16 protein-coding genes are annotated in these 21,436 nt (G+C 74.1%); 8 read left to right on the top strand and 8 right to left on the bottom strand.

Features of this window, described 5'->3' with window-relative positions; translation table 11 throughout:
• The 3 genes from LPU61_RS24825 to LPU61_RS24835 all read right to left on the bottom strand — a co-directional run.
• Positions 1 to 488, bottom strand: a 488-nt coding sequence (locus LPU61_RS24825; protein WP_229406320.1) for a cellulose binding domain-containing protein, incomplete at its 3' end; no start/stop codon positions are given.
• Positions 489 to 636: 148 nt separating this feature from the next.
• Entirely contained in the window at positions 637 to 1,686 is a 1,050-nt protein-coding gene (locus LPU61_RS24830) for a hypothetical protein (RefSeq protein ID WP_043963436.1), read from the bottom strand.
• Complete coding sequence (locus LPU61_RS24835; protein WP_043963435.1) at positions 1,650 to 2,795, bottom strand: transporter substrate-binding domain-containing protein; 1,146 nt, start codon at positions 2,793 to 2,795, stop codon at positions 1,650 to 1,652. The genes LPU61_RS24830 and LPU61_RS24835 overlap by 37 nt, the downstream gene beginning before the upstream one ends.
• A gap of 231 nt (positions 2,796 to 3,026) precedes the next feature.
• On the opposite strand from LPU61_RS24835, the gene LPU61_RS24840 reads away from it, so the two are divergent.
• Complete coding sequence (locus LPU61_RS24840) at positions 3,027 to 4,667, top strand: hypothetical protein (protein WP_229406321.1); 1,641 nt, start codon at positions 3,027 to 3,029, stop codon at positions 4,665 to 4,667.
• Here the strand turns inward: LPU61_RS24840 and LPU61_RS24845 are convergent.
• Positions 4,660 to 5,145 carry a hypothetical protein gene (locus LPU61_RS24845; protein ID WP_229406322.1) on the bottom strand — a complete coding sequence of 162 codons (486 nt, stop codon included), beginning with the start codon at positions 5,143 to 5,145 and terminating at the stop codon, positions 4,660 to 4,662. The two genes, LPU61_RS24840 and LPU61_RS24845, sit on opposite strands and share 8 nt — an antisense overlap.
• Positions 5,146 to 5,469: 324 nt before the next feature.
• Between LPU61_RS24845 and LPU61_RS24850 the strand changes: the two genes are divergently transcribed.
• From LPU61_RS24850 to sthA, 3 genes are all read left to right on the top strand, one after another.
• Positions 5,470 to 5,859, top strand: a complete 390-nt coding sequence (locus LPU61_RS24850) for a DUF1304 domain-containing protein (RefSeq protein WP_043963432.1) — start codon at positions 5,470 to 5,472, stop codon at positions 5,857 to 5,859.
• 600 nt (positions 5,860 to 6,459) lie between these two features.
• Positions 6,460 to 8,376 (top strand): family 43 glycosylhydrolase, encoded by a 1,917-nt coding sequence (locus tag LPU61_RS24855; RefSeq protein WP_229406392.1) that lies wholly within the window; start codon positions 6,460 to 6,462, stop codon positions 8,374 to 8,376.
• A gap of 137 nt (positions 8,377 to 8,513) precedes the next feature.
• Positions 8,514 to 9,917 (top strand): Si-specific NAD(P)(+) transhydrogenase, encoded by a 1,404-nt coding sequence (gene sthA, locus LPU61_RS24860; RefSeq protein ID WP_043963431.1) that lies wholly within the window; start codon positions 8,514 to 8,516, stop codon positions 9,915 to 9,917.
• Positions 9,918 to 9,978: 61 nt separating this feature from the next.
• Here the strand turns inward: sthA and LPU61_RS31655 are convergent, their stop codons facing one another.
• Entirely contained in the window at positions 9,979 to 11,856 is a 1,878-nt protein-coding gene (locus LPU61_RS31655) for a copper resistance CopC family protein (protein ID WP_305071995.1), read from the bottom strand.
• Between the two features lie 217 nt (positions 11,857 to 12,073).
• On the opposite strand from LPU61_RS31655, the gene LPU61_RS24875 reads away from it, so the two are divergent.
• The 4 genes from LPU61_RS24875 (at position 12,074) to LPU61_RS24890 (ending at position 16,216) form a co-directional block, all read left to right on the top strand.
• Complete coding sequence (locus tag LPU61_RS24875; protein WP_043964693.1) at positions 12,074 to 12,685, top strand: copper chaperone PCu(A)C; 612 nt, start codon at positions 12,074 to 12,076, stop codon at positions 12,683 to 12,685.
• A complete protein-coding gene (locus LPU61_RS24880; protein WP_229406323.1) occupies positions 12,682 to 13,908 on the top strand; it encodes a Dyp-type peroxidase in 1,227 nt (408 codons plus the stop codon). Before LPU61_RS24875 ends, LPU61_RS24880 begins: the two co-directional genes overlap by 4 nt.
• 99 nt (positions 13,909 to 14,007) lie before the next feature.
• Complete coding sequence (locus LPU61_RS24885; protein WP_229406324.1) at positions 14,008 to 14,601, top strand: copper resistance CopC family protein; 594 nt, start codon at positions 14,008 to 14,010, stop codon at positions 14,599 to 14,601.
• Positions 14,602 to 14,758: 157 nt separating this feature from the next.
• Positions 14,759 to 16,216: a PepSY domain-containing protein gene (locus tag LPU61_RS24890; protein ID WP_043963425.1), complete on the top strand. Its 1,458-nt coding sequence runs from the start codon at positions 14,759 to 14,761 to the stop codon at positions 16,214 to 16,216.
• Positions 16,217 to 16,265: 49 nt separating this feature from the next.
• Here LPU61_RS24890 and LPU61_RS24895 read toward each other — a convergent pair whose 3' ends face one another.
• The 3 genes from LPU61_RS24895 to LPU61_RS31660 form a co-directional block, all read right to left on the bottom strand.
• Positions 16,266 to 17,828 carry an aminotransferase class I/II-fold pyridoxal phosphate-dependent enzyme gene (locus LPU61_RS24895; protein WP_229406325.1) on the bottom strand — a complete coding sequence of 521 codons (1,563 nt, stop codon included), beginning with the start codon at positions 17,826 to 17,828 and terminating at the stop codon, positions 16,266 to 16,268.
• Positions 17,829 to 17,851: 23 nt separating this feature from the next.
• A complete protein-coding gene (locus LPU61_RS24900; protein WP_229406326.1) occupies positions 17,852 to 19,174 on the bottom strand; it encodes an NAD(P)/FAD-dependent oxidoreductase in 1,323 nt (440 codons plus the stop codon).
• Positions 19,175 to 19,497: 323 nt separating this feature from the next.
• Positions 19,498 to 21,258: a tetratricopeptide repeat protein gene (locus LPU61_RS31660; RefSeq protein ID WP_305071996.1), complete on the bottom strand. Its 1,761-nt coding sequence runs from the start codon at positions 21,256 to 21,258 to the stop codon at positions 19,498 to 19,500.
• Positions 21,259 to 21,436: the final 178 nt, after the last annotated feature.

A 21,436-nucleotide genomic window follows, 5' to 3' on the forward strand; every position in this document is an offset into this window, starting at 1 on the left:
GGGGTGGTGGGCGGCGGGGTCGTCGGCGGGGCGGTGGTGGCCGGCGGTGTGGTCGGGGTGACGCCGCCGGTGCAGGTCACGCCGTTGACCGCGAAGCTCGTCGGCACGGGGTTGCTGCTGTCGTTCCAGGTGCCGTTGAACCCGAACGACGTGGTGGCGTTGGTCGCCAGGTTGCCGTTGTAGCTCACGTTCGACGCCTGCACGGTGCTGCCGCTCTGGCTGAAGTTGGCGCTCCAGCCCTGGGTGACGGTCTGTCCGGCGGCGAACGACCAGGTGACCGTCCAGGAGGTCAGCGGGTCGCCGGCGTTGGTGAGGTTGACGTTCGCGCTGAAGCCGCCGCCCCACTGCGAGGCGACCGAGTACGCGACCCGGCAGCCGACCGCGGCCTGGGCCGTTCCGGCGGTGACCACGACGCCGGCGGTGGCGGTGAGCGTCGCCGCCGCGACCGTGGAGACCCACAGCGCCCTGCGGCGCTCTCTGCTGTGCATGGTGGTGCTCCTTCACTGGTGTGCAGGACCCCGCGCACGGGGATGCCGCCACCGGTGCCCGGCCGGTGTGCAGGCGGGACGCGTCACAGGAAAGCGCTTGCCCAGGTTAGTGACGCTTGCCTGTCCCGTCAATCGGTCGAGCCGGCAGTCACCGGGCGGCGGGAAGCCGGCCGTCGCAGCGGACGTCCGGGTCGGCGACGGGCCGCCGGGGCATCATCCAGTCCAGGACCGTCTCCTCCACCGGCCAGCCGTGCACCGTCACCACGCTGTACGGCACCCGCGCCGCCTCCGGGCACAGCACCTGCGACCGGACCCGGCCGTTCGGCAGGAACCGCACCCCCTCGGCCCGGTCCAGCACGATCGTCGACGTGTCGGTGACCGTGATGAGCGCGCCGAGCACCACCTCCGGCCCCGCCCGGTCGGCCGGCGCCGGATCCGCGCCTGGGTCGGTGTCCGCGGCGGCGGCGCCCGCCCCCGGCGGGGCCAGCTCGACCGCGGCGGTCGGCAGCACCGGGACCCGGAGGAAGACCGCCCCCATCACCAGCGGGAGCACGGCGGCGACCGCGTACGCCAGGCCGTGCGTCAGCACCGGGGCGCTCCAGCCGGGGATCGGGCCGGTGAGCAGCACCGCGGCGGCGGGCGGCACCGCCAGCAGCGCGGCCGTGGCCAGTTCGTCCTGCCGCAGGGCCGCCCAGATCGCCGGGCCCAACGCGGTGTACGCCAGCACGGCCGCTGCCAGCGGCAGCGCCACGCTCACCAGCAGGATCCGGGTCGGCTGGTCCGGGTGCAGGTAGCGGGTGCGCAGCGCGAGCAGCCAGAGCCCCAGCATCAGCAGCGTCGGCAGGAAGCGCAGCTGCCACGTCAGCGCCCCCAGCGCGACGGCGCCGGTGAGCACCCAGCCCGGGGTGCGCGCCGTCCCGGAGGCCAACAGCGACCGTTCCGGGTCGAAGCGGTCAGGGGCGCTGAGCCGCAGCAGCCGACCGAGCACGCCGAACGTGAGCACGACCAGGGGGAACGCCCAGACCAACGCGATCAGCAGCGCGCTGAGCAGGCCGAGCGGGCTGACGTACTGCACCAGCAGCAGCATGGTCGACATGTCCTGCCGGCTGAGCTGCCACAGCCGCAGCACCAGCAGCAGGACGGGGAACGCCGGTAGGAGCGTCAGCAGCCACTGCTGCGCCTGCCGCGCCCCCGCCATGCGGCGCGGTCGGCCCGTCTTGCCGGGGCCGGCGGCGATCCGGGGTGCGCCGGGGCCGGTAGCGCGATCCTCTCCCACGGCCACTGCCGTACCTCCACCTTCCTCGGCTCCGGCTGCCGCTGTTCCGCGACGGACTGCGGGAGGTTGTACCGCTGCTGCCAGCGCAGGTTCGCGTCGTACGCGTGCTCCCAGGTCGAGTTCTCCTCGTCCTCGGCCGAGGCATAGAGGGCGAGGTCGACCAGGTCCCGCAGCGCCCCGTTGGAGCCGGTGTTGACGCCCCACCTCTCCTGCGCCGAGGAGCCGATGTCCCAGTGCCGCAGCGGCTTGACGCCCCGCAGCTCGACCGGGAAGCGCTGGCCGTCGTCGTCGGGCCGGTCGCCGGTGACGAAGCCGGCGAGGATCGCGGCGTCGGTGGTGACCGCGTACACCTTGCCGTCGTAGAGCATCTGGACGCAGTCGCTGATCCGGTTGCGGCCGATCGGCTTGGCGCCGGCCTCCCGCAGTCGCTGGGCGGAGGTCGAGGTGGTCAGCGTGCAGACCGTCTTCCCACTCAGGTCCTCCAGGCTGCTCACCTGCTCCGCCTCGCCGACGCTGTCCAGCGTGATCACCGACTGCTCGGTGTAGAGGTAGGGGGCGGAGAAGACCGCGCCCTCCTCCTCCCGTTGCTTGGTGATGCTGTAGGAGGCGATCACCAGGTCGACGGTGACGAACCCGTCCCCGTCGCGGGCCTGGCGGCGGGCCCGGTCCTCGCTCTCGATCGGCAGGAACCGCACCTGGGACCGGTCGAACCCGAGATAGCCGGCGATCATGTAGGCGATGTCGACGTCGAAGCCCTTCCAGACGTTGTTCGGAAACCGCTGGGAGATGCCGGGCTGGTCGTCCTTCACCCCGATGAGGAGCTGCTGCCTGCCCTTCAGCCCGGCCTGCTCCAGCAGCTCGTCGCGGGTCGGCGGGCCGAACGCGAGCACGATCGGGATCAGGGCCGCCGCGAGGACGGCCAGCGTGACCGTCAGCCCCACCAGCCGGACCTGCCGGGCCCGCGTGACGCGCGGCGGTGTGGTCTCCGCCGTGGCCGGCTGGGCCGGGCTCGGCTCGCTTGCCTGAGTCAACTGCATCCTCCCCCGCCGCACGGCCACGTGACCGGCCCTCCATTGTGAGCCACCGCCGGCGAGCACGGCGAGCCGCCATCCACCGGCCGGTCGGCCGGATACCGGACACCGCGACCGCCGTCCGACCGACCGGTCCCGATTCGGCGGTATCGCCCCGGGGCGGCGTCGCTCGCGAGAGAGTCGATGCCGAGACAGTCGGCGCCGACCCCACCCGGTGAAGGAGCAGGACCCGTGCCACGATCCCGTCGCCTGCCGGCGCTGCTCGCCGTCGCCGGGGGCGTCCCGCTGGTCGAGGCCACGATCCTGACGCGAATCGGCTTCGTCTCGCCGCAGGCGCTCGCGCCGCAGGTCACCGCGGTCTGGCCGTACGACACCTACCACGACCTGCGGTGGCTCTTCGTCTACCACAACTCCTGGCTGACCTTCGCCCTCGGTCTGGTCGCGGCGGTCGCGCTCCGGGGCGCCCTGTCCGCGCTGCTGGTCCTGCTCTCCTGGCCGGCACAGACGACCCGGCCGGCCACGGGCGTGCTGGTGCGGCGCAACCTGGGGGTGGCCGCGCTCACCGCCGTCATCGTCACGCCCTTCGCCGCGCTGTCGGTCGCCGCGTCGGCGGTGGCCCTGTCCTGGTACCTGTTCGTCTCGCTCGGTCCGATGATCCTGCTCGCCCCCTTCCTGCAACGGATGGCCGTCGTCCCCCGCGGGTGGCGGGGGCTGCCGTCGGCGGAGCTGTTCGGCTGGTCGCTGCTGGACCTGGTGGTGCTCTCGGTGGCCGGAGGGCTGGTGTGGAGCGCCGCCCCGGCGTGGACGCCGCTGGTCGCACTGGCAGCGGGGTTGTGCAACGGGCTGCTGTGGCACCAGACGGTGCGCGCGGCGCTGCGGCCCGCCCACGTGCGGCTGCCCCGGGTGCCGGTGGTGCCGGTGGTGGTGGCCCTGGCGCTGGCCGTGCCCCTGGTCATCCAGATCCTCGCGGTGCCGCGCAGCGGCATGCGGGACACGTTCGGCCCGCCCGTCTTCTCGCAACCCCTGGCGGCGTCCGTCCCGTACGCGGTGCTCCTGCTCGCCGGGCACGACAGCACCTACGACGGTCGGCCGGCCGCGGACCCCCGGGTGCGGCGCTACTCCTACGCCGGGGTGGACGCGGGTGGCCGGCCGCTGCCCTACCAGGCGTTGGACACCCACCAGTCGCTGGCGACCAGTTCGGAGCGCCTGGCCGCACAGGTCGACGCGCTGCACCGGCTCACCGGGCGGCCGATCGCGCTGCTCGGGGAGAGCGAGGGGGCCATGGTGGCGCGGACCTACCTGCGCGACCGGCCGGGCTCACCGGTGCGCGCGCTGCTGATGTTCAGCCCGCTGGTCCGCTCCGGGCGGGCCTACTATCCGCCGGCGGAGGCCAGCAGCGGGTGGGGGATCGGCGCGGGGTGGGTGCTGCGCGCCATGTTCGGGTTCGCCAACCGCCTCGGCAACGGCACCAGCAATCCCGACGAGCCGTTCGTCCGCTCCCTCATCGACAACGCACCCTTCTACCGCTACCAGACGATGTGCCCGGTCCCCGGGGTGCGGATGATCGCCTTCCTGCCCACCGTCAGCTCCGTGGAGGCACCGCCGGGACCGTTCACCAGGATCCCGGTCGTCGAGGTGCCTGCCCTCCACGCGGGGTTCCTCGGCCGCCGGATGATCGCCGACGAGATGATCGGCTTCCTCTCCGGCCAGAACCTCGACAAGCCGCGCACCGAGTACGGCGTGCTCCAGCGCCTCGGGGCGGCCTGGCAGGCGCCGCCCCTGACGATCACGCTCAACCCGGCGTGGCGGGGCCAGGTCCCGCCGGGCACGAAGCCGTTCCTGCAGTCGCAGCTCTGCGCGCCGGTCAGCTGACCTCCCGCCCGGCCGGCGGGCCGGGCCGCCGGCGGGGCGTCGCCCGCAGGTGCCCGGCGAGCAGCCAGACCGCCACGGCGGCCAGCAGCCCCGACATCACCCGCTCCACCGGCTGGTACGCGAACAGGGCCACGGTGAGCAGGACGCCGAACGCGCCGGCACCGATCGCCGCGCAGGCGGTGGCCCGCCGGTCGACGGTCAACGCCAGCGCCGCCGCGATCACCGCCAGCCCCGTCGCCAGTTGGAGCCACGCCCACCCCGTGACGTCGAGACGCCGGAATCCCTCGTCGATCACCACGTACGGGTCCACCCGGACGGCGCCCGCGCCGGCCGACGCGTCGATGGCGCCGGCCACGCCGAGGAGCAGCCCGGCGACGAGCCGGTGGCTGCGCCGGGCGTCATCCGACCCGACCCCGCTCTCCGGGGGCCCGACCCGGCGCGGAGCGGGTCCGTTCGGATTCGATCGATGCCCTCGCATGCCGCTCCACCGTGGTGCGTCCCGGGCGCGCCCGGTGGCGCGGCCGTGGCGGGTCCCCGTCGCCCTGCCGCCGGCAGGGCGGGCCGCCCCGTTGCCGAGAATGCCAGGTCCGCAGTCGGAGGCGGGCAGAAAGGCCATATTCAGCGGTGCGCTGGCGGGCGCGTTGTCGTCGTGTGGCACAGCTGACCGGCCATCCGGCCGCGCCCGACGCCCTCCGACTGTGGGGCCGGGCCCGTGCCGTGGGGGAACGGGGGGAGAATGGTCCCGCCAGCGGCACCGGCGGCCCCGCCCGGCCGGCGGGGCGCGATCGGAGGAAGCGTCATCATGATCATCGCCGGACTCGTGCTGGCCGGCCTCGCCGGCCTCGTCCACATCTACATCTTCTACCTGGAGTCGATCGCCTGGACGGGCGCCCGGGCGCGCGCGACCTTCGGCATCGCCAGCCGAGCGGACGCGGAGACGACGAAGGCGCTGGCCTTCAACCAGGGGTTCTACAACCTGTTCCTGGCGATCGCCGTCGCGCTCGGCATCGTCCTCTTCGCATCCGGCTCGCGGACCGTCGGGGCGACGCTGGTCTTCGTCGGCGCCGGATGCATGGTCGCCGCCGGTCTGGTCCTGCTGGTCTCGGCCCCGTCGAAGGCCGGCGCGGCCCTCAAGCAGCTCGTGCCGCCGCTGCTCGGCATCGCCGCCCTGGCGCTCGGCCTCGCTTTTTGAGTCTCCCCGCGCGCCGCGCCCGATCCGGGGCGCCGACGACTCCGGTCCCACCGACGGCGGGTTCCCCCGAACATCGTTTCAGGTCGATGACTTGCCGATGTGAACGGTAACACGCTAGTGTCCGCTGCAGGAGCGAAGGGCGCGCTCCGACCGGCAGTACGGCCTCCGATCCGGGACCGGAGCCGCAAGCACGAGCGGCACCGACGACAGACGTCCGGGGCCATCCGCCGAGCGCTGCACCATGCCAGGTGCCGGTCGGGGGTGGGAGCCTCTGTCGGCCGGGCCTCGGGCTGATGTCGACAGACCCGTGACGTTCCGCAGCCACGATCGTCCAGTCTCACCAGCCGCGACCGTGCCGGGCTGCCATCCGACCGACCTCCGTCCGCCGGCGCGTGCCGGCGGGTGCGGCGTCACGGCGGTCGGGGTTCTCCGCCTCCCCGGCGTCGCGCCCCGGACGCCAGGCCGGCGCACCCCGCCCGACGTGCCACGACCAGCAGATCCAGGATCGCACAGAGGAGAGGAAAGGCAGTGAAACGCTCGCGTCTTCGGCTCTGGCTCGCAGCGACGACGGCCATCGCCGTCAGCGCCGCCGGGGCCACCATGGCCGTCTCCGCCCAGGCCGCCGCCGGCTGCAAGGTCACCTACGCGGTGTCCAGCCAGTGGCAGGGCGGCTTCGGCGCCAACGTCACGGTGGACAACCTCGGCGACCCGGTCAACGGCTGGAGTCTGACCTGGTCCTTCGCGGCAGGGCAGACGATCAGCCAGCTGTGGAACGGCACGGTCAGCCAGTCGGGTGCCCAGGTGACGGTGACCAACGCCTCGTTCAACGGCTCCATCCCCACCGGGGGCAACGTCAGCTTCGGCTTCAACGGCACCTGGACGTCGAGCAACCCGGCGCCGACCAGCTTCGCCCTCAACGGCGTCACCTGCACCGGCTCGGCCCCCACGGGCAACCCGACCACGCCGCCGCCGACGACCACGCCGCCGCCCACCACTCCCCCGCCGACCACGCCGCCGCCCTCGCCGTCGGGGTCGTTCTCGAACCCGGTGCTGTGGCAGGACTTCGCCGACATCGACATCTTCCGCGTCGGTGACGCCTACTACTACTCCGCCTCCACCATGCACTACTCCCCCGGCGCGCCGATTCTGCGCTCGTACGACCTCGTCAACTGGGAGTTCGCCGGCCACTCGGTGCCCCGCCTCGACTTCGGCACCAAGTACGACCTCAACGGGTCGAACGCCTACGTCGACGGCATCTGGGCCTCGGCCATGAACTACCGCAAGAGCAACAACACGTTCTACTGGCTCGGCTGCGTCGACTTCTCCAAGACGCACGTCTACAGCTCCACGAGCGTCGAGAGCGGCTGGAACCGCATCTCCACCATCAACAGCTGCTACTACGACGCCGGCCTGCTCGTCGACGACAACGACACCATGTACGTCGCGTACGGCAACAGCCAGATCAGCGTCGCCCAGCTCTCCGCCGACGGGAAGACCCAGGTCCGCTCGCAGCAGGTCTTCTCCACGCCGTCCAGCGTCGGCACCCTCGAGGGCGCCCGCTTCTACAAGCGCAACGGCAGCTACTACATCTGGCTGACCCGCCCCGCCAACGGCCAGTACGTGCTCAAGTCCAGCTCCCCGTTCGGGCCGTACGAGATGCGCCAGGTCCTGCTCAACATGCCCGGCCCGATCTCCGGCGGCGGCGTCCCCCACCAGGGCGGGCTCGTGCAGACCCAGAACGGCCAGTGGTACTACATGAGCTTCATCGACGCGTACCCCGGCGGCCGGGTGCCCGCCCTCGCCCCGATCAACTGGACCTCCGACGGCTGGCCCCAGATCCAGACCGTCAACGGCGCCTGGGGCGCCTCCTACCCCAACCCCCTGCCCACCCGCCCGGTCAAGCCCATGATCGGCAACGACACGTTCCCCGGCACCACGCTCGGCCCGCAGTACGAGTGGAACCACAACCCCGACGACACCAAGTGGTCGGTCAACAACGGGCTGCGGCTCCAGACCGCCACGGTCACCACCGACCTCTACAAGGCCCGCAACACCCTGACCCACCGCATCCAGGGGCCGACCAGCACCGCCACCATCGAGCTCGACTACTCCACGATGCGTGACGGTGACCGCAGCGGCCTGTCCATGCTGCGCAACTCGTCCGCCTGGATCGGCGTCAGACGCGACAACGGGGCCAACCGGGTGGTCATGACCAACAACATCACCATGGACAGCAACTGGAACACCACCAACACCGGCACCGAGATCGCCGGCGCGGCGATCAGCGGCGGACGCATCTGGTTGCGCGTCAACGCCGACATCAGACCCGGCACGGGTCGGCAGGCCCGCTTCTCCTACAGCACCGACGGCACCAACTTCGTCTCCCTCGGCAACGCGCTCACCCTCGACAACAACTGGCCGTTCTTCATGGGCTACCGGTTCGGCGTCTTCAACTACGCCACCCAGGCCCTCGGCGGTAGCGCCACCGTCAGGAGCTTCAACATCACCACCCCCTGACCCGGCTCGCACCCGCGCCCCGGCACGTCGGCCCACCGGCCGGCGTGCCGGGGCGTACGCCTGTCGGCGCCGATGGGCCGGGGGCCGCCGCCGAACGTGCGGTGGCGCGGGTTGCGGGATCTTGCGAGGCTTACGGCGTGTATGACTACGACCTGTTGGTGCTGGGCTCCGGGCCCAGCGGTCAGAAGGCCGCGATCGCCGCCGCCAAGCTCGGTAGGCGGGTCGGCGTCGTCGACCGCCGCGACATGATCGGTGGGGTGTGCATCAACACCGGCACCGTCCCTTCCAAGACGTTACGCGAGGCCGTGCTCTATCTCAGCGGCATGAGCCAGCGGGACCTGTACGGCAGCAGCTACCGGCTCAAGGAGGAGATCACGGTCGGCGACCTGGCCGCCCGGACCCAGCACGTGATCAGCCGGCAGACCGACGTCATCCGCAACCAGCTGGCCCGCAACCGGGTCACGCTGATCACCGGCACCGGTCGGTTCGCCGACCCGCACACGATCTGGGTGGACGGCGAGTCCGGGCAGGAGTCGCGGGTCACCTTCGACAAGGCCATCATCGCCGCCGGCACCCGGCCGGCCCGCCCCGACAGCGTCGAGTTCGACGAGCGGACGATCGTGGACTCCGACGGGGTGATCAACCTGGAAGCCATCCCCCGCAGCATGGTCGTGGTCGGCGCGGGCGTGATCGGCATGGAGTACGCCTCGATGTTCGCCGCGCTCGGCACCAAGGTGACCGTGGTGGAGCGCCGCGACCGGATGCTCGACTTCTGCGACGAGGAGGTCGTCGAGTCGCTCAAGTACCACCTGCGCGACCTGTCGGTCACGTTCCGCTTCGGCGAGGAGGTGGCGGCGGTCGAGAAGCACGAGAGCGCCGCCCTGTGCGTCCTGAAGAGCGGGAAGAAGATCGTCGCGGACACCGTCATGTACTCGGCCGGCCGCCAGGGCCAGACCGACAAGCTGGCGCTGGAGGCGGCCGGGTTGCAGGCCGACCGGCGCGGCCGGATCACGGTCGACGCGAACTACCGCACGGCGGTGGAGAACATCTACGCCGTCGGCGACGTGATCGGGTTCCCGGCCCTGGCGTCCACCTCGATGGAGCAGGGCCGCATCGCCGCGCAGCACGCCTGCGGGGAACCGGTCCGCGCGCTCAACGAGCTGCAGCCGATCGGCATCTACACCATTCCGGAGATCAGCTTCGTCGGGAAGACCGAGGAGCAGCTGACGGAGAGCTCCACGCCGTTCGAGGTCGGCATCGCCCGCTACCGGGAGCTGGCCCGCGGCCAGATCGTCGGCGACTCGTACGGCATGCTGAAGCTGCTGGTGTCACCAGCCGACGGCCGGCTGCTCGGGGTGCACGTGTTCGGCACCGGCGCCACCGAGATCGTGCACATCGGACAGACCGTCATGGGCTGCGGAGGCACGGTCGACTACCTCATCGACGCGGTGTTCAACTACCCGACCCTCGCCGAGGCGTACAAGGTGGCGGCGCTGGACGCGTCCAACAAGATCCGCAACATCGTCCGGATCGAGGGCTAGCGCGGCCCCGGCTCGTCGGGGGCGGCCCGCATCGGCATCGGTGCGGGCCGGCCCCCGGGTCTCACCCCAGGTCGAAGGTGAACTCGGCGGTGTGGACCTTGCCGTCGACCTGGAAGTCGAAGTACGCCCGGTAGCGGCTCGGGCCCGGCGCGGTCAGCCAGAACCTGGGCGCCCCGTCGACCAGTTCCTGATCCGGGTGGACGTGCACGTAGCCCAGGTCACCCTCGCGGACGACCACCAGGTGCCCGTACGCGCCCAGGTAGCGTTCCAGGCGCGCGGGCGCGCCGGCCCGGCCCACCCGGAACGACAGCGGCACCGTCGCCCCGATCGTCGGGGTGCCCACCATCTCCACCTCGAACGGCCCGGCCGTCGCCCGCGGCTGGGCGGCCGGGAGGGTGGCCGGGGTGTGCGCTCCGGGAACCTGGTGGTCGACGCCGAGGACCAGCGGCCGCGCGGTGCCGTCGGGGGCGGTCGTGGCGAAGTCGGCGTAGACGCGGTAGCCCCCGGCCCGCTTGAGCGTCAGGGGCACGCTCCAGGTGCCGTCGACGGCCATCGTGGGGTGCAGGTGCTGGTAGCCGCCCAGGTCCCGGCCCACCACGACCAGGTGCAGCGGCTTGTCGTGCACGACCGCGAAGCGCGTCTCCGGCCGCCCGTCGGCGCCCACGATCCGGAACCGGTAGTCCGCGTTCACGCCGGCCGGCTGGGACCGCGTCACCGGTTTCAGCGTGTAGCCGCCGGCGCTGACCGTCGTGCCGGTCACCTGCGCCTGCGCCGGGTCGCCGTCGCCGGGATGCGTGTGCGCCCCGGCCCCCGCCGCGTGCTGGTGGCCGTCCCCCGCCGCGACCGGGCTTCCGGTGGCGGGCGACCCGCCGACGGCCGCCGTGGCGGCCCGACCGTCGCCGGCACCGACGCGGCCGAGCCCGAACCCGGCCAGCAGGGCGACCACCAGCCCGCCGACGACCACGGCGAGGCCCCGGTCGCCGAGCCGGGGCCCGCCCGCCGGCGCGGGCTCGGGTGCCTCGCCCGGCCCGGCCGGGTCGCGTCGGGGGCCGCCGCCCCTGGTCGCCGGGCGCGGCTTCGGGCCGGGCGACTTCGCCCGTCCCGCCGCCCGGGCGGCCGGGGCGCGGCGCGGCGCGCGGCCGGCGGGGCGGCGGGTCCACGGCCAGCGGGTTGCCGGGCCACCTGCCCACGCGGCGCGGTGACGCCACCCGACGACGCCGGCCACCGCCGCGACCGCCACGACGACGCCGAGCCAGCCGAGCCAGCCGGGCCCGCCGGCGTCCCCGGCGTCGGCGGGGGCCGCCGCGGGAGGGGCCGCGCCGGGGGCGGCCGGTGACGCGGCGGGCGCGGCCGACGCGCCCGCGGACTGGGGCGAGCCGTGTCCGGACGTCTCGTGCTGTTCGGCGGCGGCGACGAGCGACGGGTCGGGTCCCGTGGTCGGCGGGCGCCAGCCCTGCGGGGCGGCCGTGACCCGACCGGTGTACCGGAAGCTCATCGTGCCCCGCACCGGCTCGCCGTCGGAGGCAACCGACAGGTAGCTGACCGTGTACTGCCCGGCCGCCGGCAGGTGCGCCAGTTTCACCACCGCCGGGAAACCGGTGGTGTATTCGCGCGGCTCGAACTTCCCGTCGACGAGCAGGTATTCCCGCACCGGCTGGTCCAGGGGCGCGGGCGACCCGTGCGTCCAGCCGTTGTCGACCCGACCGCCGCCCGGCGCGGTGACCGCGAAGTACGCGTTGTCGGCGACCCGCTCGGTGAAGTAGAGCTGCACGGTCGCCAACGGCTCGCCGACCGTGGCGCCGGTCGCCGGCGTGGACATGGCCAGGGTGCCGTGCGCCGCGGCGGGCGGGGCGGCCCCGAGGACGGCGACCGCCGCGGCGAGGACGACAGCGAGCAGGCCCGAGACGCAGCGGCCGGGGACCGGAGGGGGACGACGCATCGGATCATCCTCGCCGTACCCGGACTTCCGTCAAGCCTCTGCGAACTTTTTCCGCAGATAGCAAAAGTTTCTCCACCCGCGCGGGGGTCCACCGGGCGCCCGTCGCGACGTCCACCCCGGCCGGATCCCACGAGTGGCGTGGGTCACGGACAGCCGCGGAACTTAACCCCCCGTGACGCCGACCATCCACCTGCAATCGATCATCGAAGGGGAACCCATGCCCAGCCTCACCGCGCCCCGCCGACCCCGGCGCACGGCAGCCCTGCTCACTGCCGCCCTCACGGCGGCGGTCGCCGCCGGCTGCGGCTCGCCGGACAACGCGTCCACCGCTGCACCGAACCCGTCACCGTCACCGTCGGTGTCGGCGAGCGCCGCCGCCGGGGTGCTGACCGTGCGCGACCCGTGGGTGAAGGCCGCCGACAAGGGCATGACCGCGGCCTTCGGCACCCTGGTCAACGACGGGGACGCGGACGTGACCATCACCGGCGCGGCCACCGACGTGTCCCCGATGGAGCTGCACGAGATGACCATGAAGGACGGCAAGATGGTCATGCAGGCCAAGCAGGGCGGCATCGTGGTCAGGGCGAAGAGCAGCCACGTCCTGGAGCCCGGCGGCGAGCACCTGATGCTGATGAACCTCCGGCAGCCGGTGCGGGCCGGCGACGAACTCTCCTTCACGCTCACCTTCGCCGACGGCCGGACGCAGACCTTCACCGCCGTGGCCAAGCCGTTCACCGGCGCGCAGGAGAGCTACGCCCCCGGCCACGGCGCGACCCCGATGCCGGGCATGAGCGGCACGCCGCAGGTGACCACGAGCCCCGCCGCATGACCGGCACCGCCACCGGCCGTCCGGTGCGCAGGCGCGCCCTGCTCACCGGCGGGGCCCTGGCCGCCGGGGGCACGCTCGCCGCCGCCGCGATCGCCGCCGCCCGCTCCGACGACGCCGACGTACGCCCCGGCGGGGCGGTCCCGGTGGCCGACGTCGGCGGCGCGGTGGTGCCGTTCCACGGCGCGCGCCAGGCGGGGGTGGACACCGAGCCACAGGCGCACGCGTCGTTCGTCGCGCTGAACCTCGCGCCGGCCACCGACCGGGCCGCCCTGGGCCGGCTGCTGCGGCTGCTCACCGACGACGCCGCCCGCCTCTCCCAGGGCCGGCCGGCCCTCGCCGACACCGAACCCGAGCTCGGCCTGCTGCCCGCGCGGCTGACCGTCACGTTCGGCTTCGGCCCCGGCCTCTACCGGGCCGCCGGCCTCGACGAGCGCCGGCCGGCGTCGGTGGCGGCGCTGCCGGCCTTCCGCGTCGACCGCCTCCAGCCCCGCTGGTCCGGCGGGGACCTGCTGCTGCAGATCTGCGCCGACGACCCGGTCACGGTGGCCCACGCCCAGCGGGTCCTGGTCAAGGACAGCCGGCCGTTCGCGACCGTGGCGTGGGTGCAGCAGGGCTTCCGCCGGGCGGCCGGCGCGGAACCGGGGCGCACCCAGCGCAACCTGTTCGGCCAGCTCGACGGCACCGCCAACCCCCGCCCCGGCGGGCCGCTGGAGACCGCCGTGTGGGTGCCCGACGGCCCGGCGTGGCTGCGGGACAGCAGCACCCTGGTCGTGCGGCGGATCAGCATGAACCTGGAGACCTGGGACCTGCTCGGCCGCGCCGACCGGGAGCTGGCCGTCGGCCGTCGGCTCGACACCGGCGCCCCGCTGACCGGCACGGCCGAACACGACGAGCCCGACTTCGCCGCCGTCGATGCTGCCGGGCTCACCGTCATCCCCGACTTCTCCCACCTGACCCGCGCCCGGGTCACCGACGACCGGCTGCGCATCCTGCGCCGCCCGTACAACTACGACGGGGTACCGGCCGCCGACGGCACCGCCGACAGCGGACTGATCTTCGCCTCGTACCAGGCGGACGTCACGACGCAGTTCCTGCCCATCCAGCGTCGCCTCGCCGAGCGGGACCTGCTCAACGAGTGGACCACCCCGATCGGCTCCGCCGTGTTCGCCGTGCCGCCCGGGTGCCCGGACGGCGGCTGGATCGGCCAGCAGCTGCTCGCCTGACCGGCGCCACCGAACGCCCGAGCGGCACCACCGCACCGGCTGCCGACCGCCACCCGGCGCACCGGCTGCCCGAGCGGCACCACCAGGAAAGGGAGCAGCATGCGCAGACCAGTCCGCCACCCCCGCGTCGCGGGAGCCGCCGCCGCGCTGGCCGCCCTGGCGGTCCTGGTCGCGCCCGCCGCGCCGGCCGCCGCCCACAACAGCCTGGCCTCGGCCACCCCCGCCGCGGACGCCCGGCTGGCCACGCCGCCGTCCGAGATCACGGTGCGGTTCCTGCAGAAGCTGAACCCGGATCTCACCACCGTCGTGCTCAGCGACGCCGCCCGGCGGGTGGTGGCCACCGGCGTGCCGGTCGTCGCCGGCACGCGGGCGACCGTCACCGTCGCCGAGCCGCTGCCCGACGGCACCTACACGGTGGCCTACCGGGTCGTGTCCACCGACGGGCACCCCGTGCAGGGCTCCTACCGGTTCACCGTCGCCGACCCGGCCGCCACCGCGACGGCCCCGGTGAGCCCCCCGCCCACCGCCGTGCCGCCCAGCGGGGCACCGGCCAGCGGGGCGGCCGAACGCGCCGGCCGGGACGGCGGGCCCGGGCCGGTCACCGTGGCGGCCGGCGTCGCCCTGCTCGCCTGCGCTTTGGTCGGCGGCGCGCTCGCCGCCGGGCGCGTGCGGCGCCGGCGGCGCGCACGGTAGCCCACGGCGGTCACGCCAACGGGGCCGGGAACTTCCCCGGCTCCGCGCCCGACCACCTCACCGGTGGGCCCCGCGACACCGGCACGACGGGACCCACCCCTGTCGTACGGGGGCAGTCCCACCGGGAAACGATCCCGGCTATTCCGATCGGAAGCATATGTCCATCACCGAACTGCACGGAGGCTCGACGCCGGAGCCGCTCGCCCCGGCCGACGCGCCCGCCCCGGCGGCGCGCCGCACCCCGGCGTGGGCGGCGTTCCTGCTCCGCCTGCACTTCTACGCCGGTGTCCTCGTGGCACCGTTCCTGTTCGTCGCCGCCCTGACCGGCCTGGCGTACACCGTCACCCCGCAACTGGACCGGGTCGTCTACGGCGACGTGCTGACCGCCGCACCGGGTGGGCCGCCGAAGTCCCTCGCCGAGCAGGTCGCCGCCGCCCGCGCGGCCCACCCCGAGGGCACCGTCGCCGCCGTGCTGCCGGGCACGGACGGCGCCACCACCCGGGTCGTGTTCGCCCAGCCCGACCTCGGCGACCGGGAGCACACCGTCTACGTCGACCCGCACACCGCAACCGTCAAGGGGCAGCTGACCACCTGGTTCGACTACACCCCCGTCACCACCTGGCTGGACGACCTGCACCGCAACCTGCAACTCGGCGACCTCGGCCGCCACTACTCCGAGATCGCCGCGAGCTGGCTGTGGCTCCTCGTCGGCGGCGGCGTCGTCCTGTGGTGGCGTCGGCGCGGCACCGCCCGTACCCGCGTCCGGCACCTGCTCGTGCCCGACCTGTCCGCCCGCAAGGGGGTGCGGCGCACCCGGGCCTGGCACGCGACCACCGGGGTCTGGCTCGCCGTCGGCCTGCTCTTCCTCTCCGCGACCGGCCTGACCTGGTCCCGGTACGCCGGTGGGCATTTCGGCAGCGCGCTCGACGCGTTGCGCGCCGGCACCCCGGAGGTCTCCACCAGCCTCACCGGCGCGCCGCCCTCCGGTGGCGGGGAGCACCAGCACGGCGGCGCCACCGCCGGGTCGGCGGACCCCGCGACGTTCGAGCGGGTGCTGGCCGCCGCCACCGGCGCCGGTCTCACCGGACCGATGCGGATCGTCCCCGCCGAGGACAGCGGCGACGCGTGGACGGTCGCCGAGACCGACAGCACCTGGCCCGTGGGCCGGGACCGCATCGCCGTCGACCCGGTGGCCGGCACGGTGACCGACCGCAGCGACTTCGCCGACTGGCCGCTGCTGGCCAAGCTCAGCAGCCTCGGTGTCGCCGCGCACATGGGTCTGCTGTTCGGCCCGGTCAACCAGGTGCTGCTCGCCGCGCTCGCCCTGGGCCTGCTCTGCGTCATCGTCTGGGGTTACCGGATGTGGTGGCAGCGCCGCCCCACCCGGGCCGACCGGCGCGCCCCCGTCGGGACCCCGCCCGCGCGGGGCGGGCTGCGCGGCCTGCCGTGGTGGGCGCTGCTGCCGGGCCTCGCGCTGACCGTCGCCGTCGGGTGGGCGCTGCCCTGGTTCGGCGGGCCCCTGCTCGCGTTCGTCGTCGTCGACGTCGTCCTCGGGGCACTGGCCCGGCGTCGCCGCCGGGCCGCGCCGGTCTCGCCCGCCCCCGCCGGCGGCTGACGGTACGTGCGGGGCGGCGGGCCGGTGCCGGCCCGCCGCCCACCGGCGGCTACCGGGCGGCGCTGCCGAACGCGCTGGACAGGTACGCCCGCGAGTCGGCGATGGCCCCCTCGATGATGCGGGCCGCCTCCCGGGCCTCCTCGGGCCGGTGGCCGGCCTGCACCTGGAGCCGGAACCGCGACGACCCGGTCGGGGTGACCGGGAACTCCACCATGAACGCGAGCACCCCCCGGTCGAACAGCAGCCGGTTGGCCGTCCGGGCGAGCTTCTCGTTGCCGATCAGCAGCGGCACGATCGGCGAGGGCTCACCCATGCAGGTCAGCCCCCGGCCGGTCAGCTCGTCGCGCAGCGCGTGGATGGCGGTGAACAGCCGGGCGCGCAGCTCGTCGCCCTCGGGGGACCGGATGATCCGGGCGGCCTCCCGGACCACGGCGGTCTGCACCGGCGACAACGCGTTGGAGAAGAAGTGCGAGTTGCTGAACATCTTCACGTACTGCTTCAGGGCCGGGGAGCGCGACGCCACGAAGCCGCCGTTGGAGCAGAACGTCTTCGAGAACGCCCCCATGACGATGTCGATCTCGCCGAGCAGGTTCTGCATGCCCAGCACCCCCGTGCCGCCCGGCCCCATCGAGCCGAGGTCGTGCGCGACGTCGACCAGCAGGGTCGCGTCGTGTTCCCGGCAGACCCGCTGCAGGGTCACCAGGTCCGGCCAGTCGGCATCGACGGAGAAGAGGCCGTCGGTGACGACGAGGATGCCGTTGCGGCTGTCGTGCGACCGGATGTCGGCCAGGTGCTGGCGCACGGCCTCGACGTTGAGGTGCTCGTAGCGGACCACGTTGCGGGTCGCCGCCCGCGCGCCCTGCTGGAGGCAGGAGTGCGCGAGCCGGTCGATGACCACGTGGTCGGACTGGCGGACCAGGCCGACGATCGCGCCGAAGCCCGCCGACCAGCCGGTCGGGAAGAGCGTGACGTGCTCCAGCCCCACCAGCTCGCCGAGCGCCACCTCCAGCTCGTCGGAGATGCGGGTATTGCCGAGCACCATCGGCGAGCCGGCGCTGTGCGGGCCGTAGTCGCGCATCGCCCGGACCGCCGCCTCCCGGATGGCCGGGTGGGTGTTGAACGACAGGTAGTCCTGCGAGTTGAAGTTGATGCCCCGGGTCCGCTTGCCCAGGTCGTTGGTGATCTCGGCGACGCTGTCCGGGGCCGCCTCCAGGACCCGGGAGTACTGCCAGGTCTCCGTGCGGCGGCGGGCCTGCACCCAGTCGTAGAAGTCCTCGGTGCGGGCGAGCAGGTTGCGGCCGGCGGGGCGGTAGAAGTCGTACGCGTTCTTGTCCAGCGCGTACTCCTCGTCGGGGTCGACGGGGTTGCGCAGGTGCGCCGGCTCCCACATCTCCGTCAGGTCCGCCACGACCCGGGCCAGCTCGCCGTCGGCCCCGGAGGCGTCGAGGGTCGCGAGGTCGTCCCAGGGGATGTGGGTGGCCCAGTTGCGGGTCATCTCGGAGACCTCGGCCGCCTCGCGGGCCATGGTCTCGACGTCGCCGCGCCTGGCGGCGTCGAGGATGGCCTCGATCAGCTCGCCATCGTCGCGCTGGTGCAGGTCGGTGCTGGTCACGGTCTCGGCTCCCTGGTGCGGCATCAGGCGAAGAGGTTCTGCTGGTACGTGCGCGACGTCGCGGCGAAGTCGTCGAAGACCGGGTAGCCGGCGGAGGACTCCTTGGCGGCGTCGTTGAGCAGGAAGAGGTTGGACGCCTGGAAGAACTCGGAGACCGGCGCGATGTCGGCGTGCGTGGCGATGAACCGGTCGGTCTCCTCCTGGTTGCCGCGCAACGCGACGAACAGTTGCAGCTCGTCGTGCCGGTACGGCCGCATCTCGCTCAGGGTGCACACGTAGTCGTAGTAGGCGGCGGAGTTCTGGCTGCGCCGGCGGCCCTCGTACGCGGCCATCGCCTCGTCGAGCGACGACTCGCCGGTCAGCCACCGGTGCAGGGCGGCGCTGGCCAGCTCCGCGTCGCGGAACGCGTGGGTCATGCCGATCGCCGTGCACTGGTCCTTGGCCGACTCGGCGTCGCCGACGAGCACCCAGCCGGGCCCGTGCAGCGGCCGGAGGAACCCCGACTGGTCCAGGGTGCCGTAGATCCGCTCCTCCCGGGTGCCCTCGGTGCGGACCAGCTCGCCCAGCTCGGGGCTGACGAAGTCCAGCGCCCGCTGGACGTTGCCGGGCACGTCGACGCGGAACTCCCGGGCCCACTCGCTGGGCCCCCAGACGAGGACCATGTTCTGCCCGAAGTTGGTCGGCACCACCGCGCAGCCGAGCCGGCCGCGCCGGTGGATCTGCCCCCGGCCGAGGTCGAAGCCGGACCAGTAGCTCCAGTAGGCGAACGTGCAGCGGGGCCGCTCGTCGAAGCGGGGCAGGTCGAGGGTGCGCGCGACGAAGGAGTTGCGGCCGTCGGCGCCGACGACGATGCGGGCCCGCTCCTCGAACTCCCGCCCGTCGGCGGCGCGCCCCCGCACGCCGACGACCCGGCCGTCTTCGGTGATCAGCTCCCGTACGGTGCAGTGCGTGCGGACCTCGGCGCCGGCCTTGGCCGCCGCCTCGACGAGGATCTGGTCCAGCACGCGGCGGCGCACCGAGGCGTAGCTCTGCACGACGCCCGAGTCGTCGCCGTGCAGGTCCCGGAAGTGCTCGCGCAGCAGCGACGTGGGCACCGAGCCGCTCAGCGGGATGCCGTCGTTGACGATGTCGATGACCGTGTGCGTGGGGGTCACGGCGGTGACCTGGTCCAGCAGGCCCCACCGGTTGAGGTAGGACATGCCGTGCGGCCACAGGAAGTGCGTCGAGATGACGTCGCTGGGGAAGGACGACCGGTCCACCACCAGCACCCGGTGGCCCTGCCGGGCGAGTAGCAGGGCGGTGGAGGCGCCCGCGCAGCGCCCACCGACGACTATCGCGTCGTACATGATTCGTAGTCCTTCGAATGAGGTCCGGCTGCCCCGCCGGCCGGGCCTTCGTGCGGCGGCGGACCGGCACGGGGCACGGACCGCCCCCGCGTTGCCACCGGCGAGCGGGAGTGAACCGTCAAGGTACACAGTGGACCGGTCCCGGCTCGGCCCGTCGAATAGGGGTGTGTCCGTGGCCCGTTCGCCGTGACCGCGCTGGTCACCGGGGCACCGGGACGCGGTGCCGCACACCCCCGACGGTCGCTGTCCGAAAGCCGACAGTCACCGGGGTCGACCGGGCGTCGGCGGGGCGGGCGCGGCGGCGGCGCCCCCTCGATCGGTGCTCAGCCGGCCCCGGCACGGCGGCAGCGGGCCAGTTCCGCCCGCAGGTCGCGGCGCAACGCCCGGTCCAGGCCCGGCTGGGCGAGCGCGTGGGCGAAGTCGCGGGCGGCCTCGTCCCAGCGGCCGAGTCGCATCAGCGCCGTGCCCCGGTTGTAGTGGGGCACCGGTGCCGACGCGGCCAGCGCCACCGCCCGGTCCAGGTCCGCCACGGCGGCGGCGACGTCGCCGCGTTCGAACCGGACGGCGGCCCGGTTGGTCCACGCCTCGACCAGCCCCGGGTCGCCGGCCAGGGCCCGGGTGAACAGCTCGTCGGCCTCGGCGGATCCGCCGCGCTCGGAGCGCACGAGCCCGAGGGTGCACAGCAGCGCGGGTTCCCGCGGGGCCAGGGCCAGCCCCGCCCGCGCGCCCGCCTCGGCCGCGTCGTGCGCGCCGCGCTCCAGGTGCAGGTTGACCAGGGCGATGCGGGCGTCGAGGTGTCCCGGCTCGATGGCGAGCACCCGATCGAGGTCGGCGCGCGCCCGCCCGGGGCGGCCCCGCTGCTGCTGGAGCACCGCCCGGTTGTAGTACGCCTCGGGCAGGTGCGGCCCGAGGCGGATCGCCGCGTCGTAGTCCCGGATCGCGGCGCGGGTGCGGCCCGCCGCCCGGTGCAGGGCGGCCCGGTCGACGTAGTACTCGCAGTTGTCGGGGTCGTGGGCGATCACGGTGTCGAGCTCGGTCAGGGCCCGGTCGGCGTCCCCCAGCGCCAGGTGCACCTGCGCGCGGTTGTGCCGCAGCCGGGCCAGGTCCTGGGGGCGTTCGCCGGGGGCGAGCACCGACGCCAGGCGGGCCAGCCCGTCGTCGATCAGCCGCAGCGCGCGGGCGGGCTCGCCCGCCCTGCTGTCCAGCAGGGCCACGCCCTGCTCGTAGAAGACGGTGGACAGCAGCCGCTGGCGTGGGTCGGCCAGGCCGGCGGCCAGGCGCAGCGCCCGGTGCAGCCAGTGTCGCGCCCGCTCCGGGTCCTGGTCGGCCGCCGGCAGGTGCCGGGCGTACAGCATGGCCGTGGCGTACGCGGCCGACATGGTGATCTTCGGGTCGTCGGTGGCGGCGCGGGCCTCGTCGTAGAGGTCGAGCGCCTCGGTGGCGCGGTCGAGCGCCGCCAGGGCGGTGGCCAGGCCGGTGGTGAACGCCCACCAGTGCCGCAGGTCGCCCGTCGCGGTGACGGCGGCGCGCCCGCGCCGGGCGGTGCGGGCGGCGTGGTGGTAGAAGCCGCGGGCCAGGGACTCCCCCACGGCCGCGCGCAGCGCCGCAGGCGTCGGGTCCGCGACGTCGCGCCGGGCGTCGCCGCCGTCGCGCAGGTCCAGGCGCAGCGGGTACGGCCCGACCCGGCGCGACAGGGCGTCCAGCAGCTCGCGGGTGGTCTCGTCGGCGGCGTCGACGTGGTCGAAGCGCACCGTGACCGGGCGGCGGAGGGTGCCCGCCCAGGCGACCACGAACTCGGTCGCGCCGTAGGCGAGGCAGGCCGTGCGGCGGGCGGGGTGGAACCGGATCGGCTCCTCGTCGGCGGCGGGTCGGGCGGCGTGGTCGAGGCCGGGCGCGATGGCGTGCAACTCGACGGCGTGCCGGGACGCCAGGCGGGGACGGGCGGCGGCGACCCGGCCGAGGAACTCGGCGACCCCGGCGTACGGGCCGTGGTCGCGGTGGCAGTCGTAGCCGCCCGGGTCGGCGGCCGGGCCCCGCAGGGGCGGGCGCCCGGGGGCGCCCGCCGCACCGGGTCCTACCAGCACCACTCGATCCAGAGCCGGCGGGCGCCGGACAGCAGGCGCAGGGTGCTCGTGCGACGCACGGTCATCTTCCTCATGTGAACCTCCATTGTGATCACTGCGGAACTGCCCCGAGCGTAGGCCCGATCGGGGCGAATATGAAGAGTGTTCGTGGCCGCCGGGGCTCGGCCGGCGGCCCGGG

The organism is Micromonospora sp. NBRC 110038, assembly GCF_020884815.1.
Classification (GTDB): Bacteria; Actinomycetota; Actinomycetes; order Mycobacteriales; family Micromonosporaceae; genus Micromonospora; species Micromonospora haikouensis.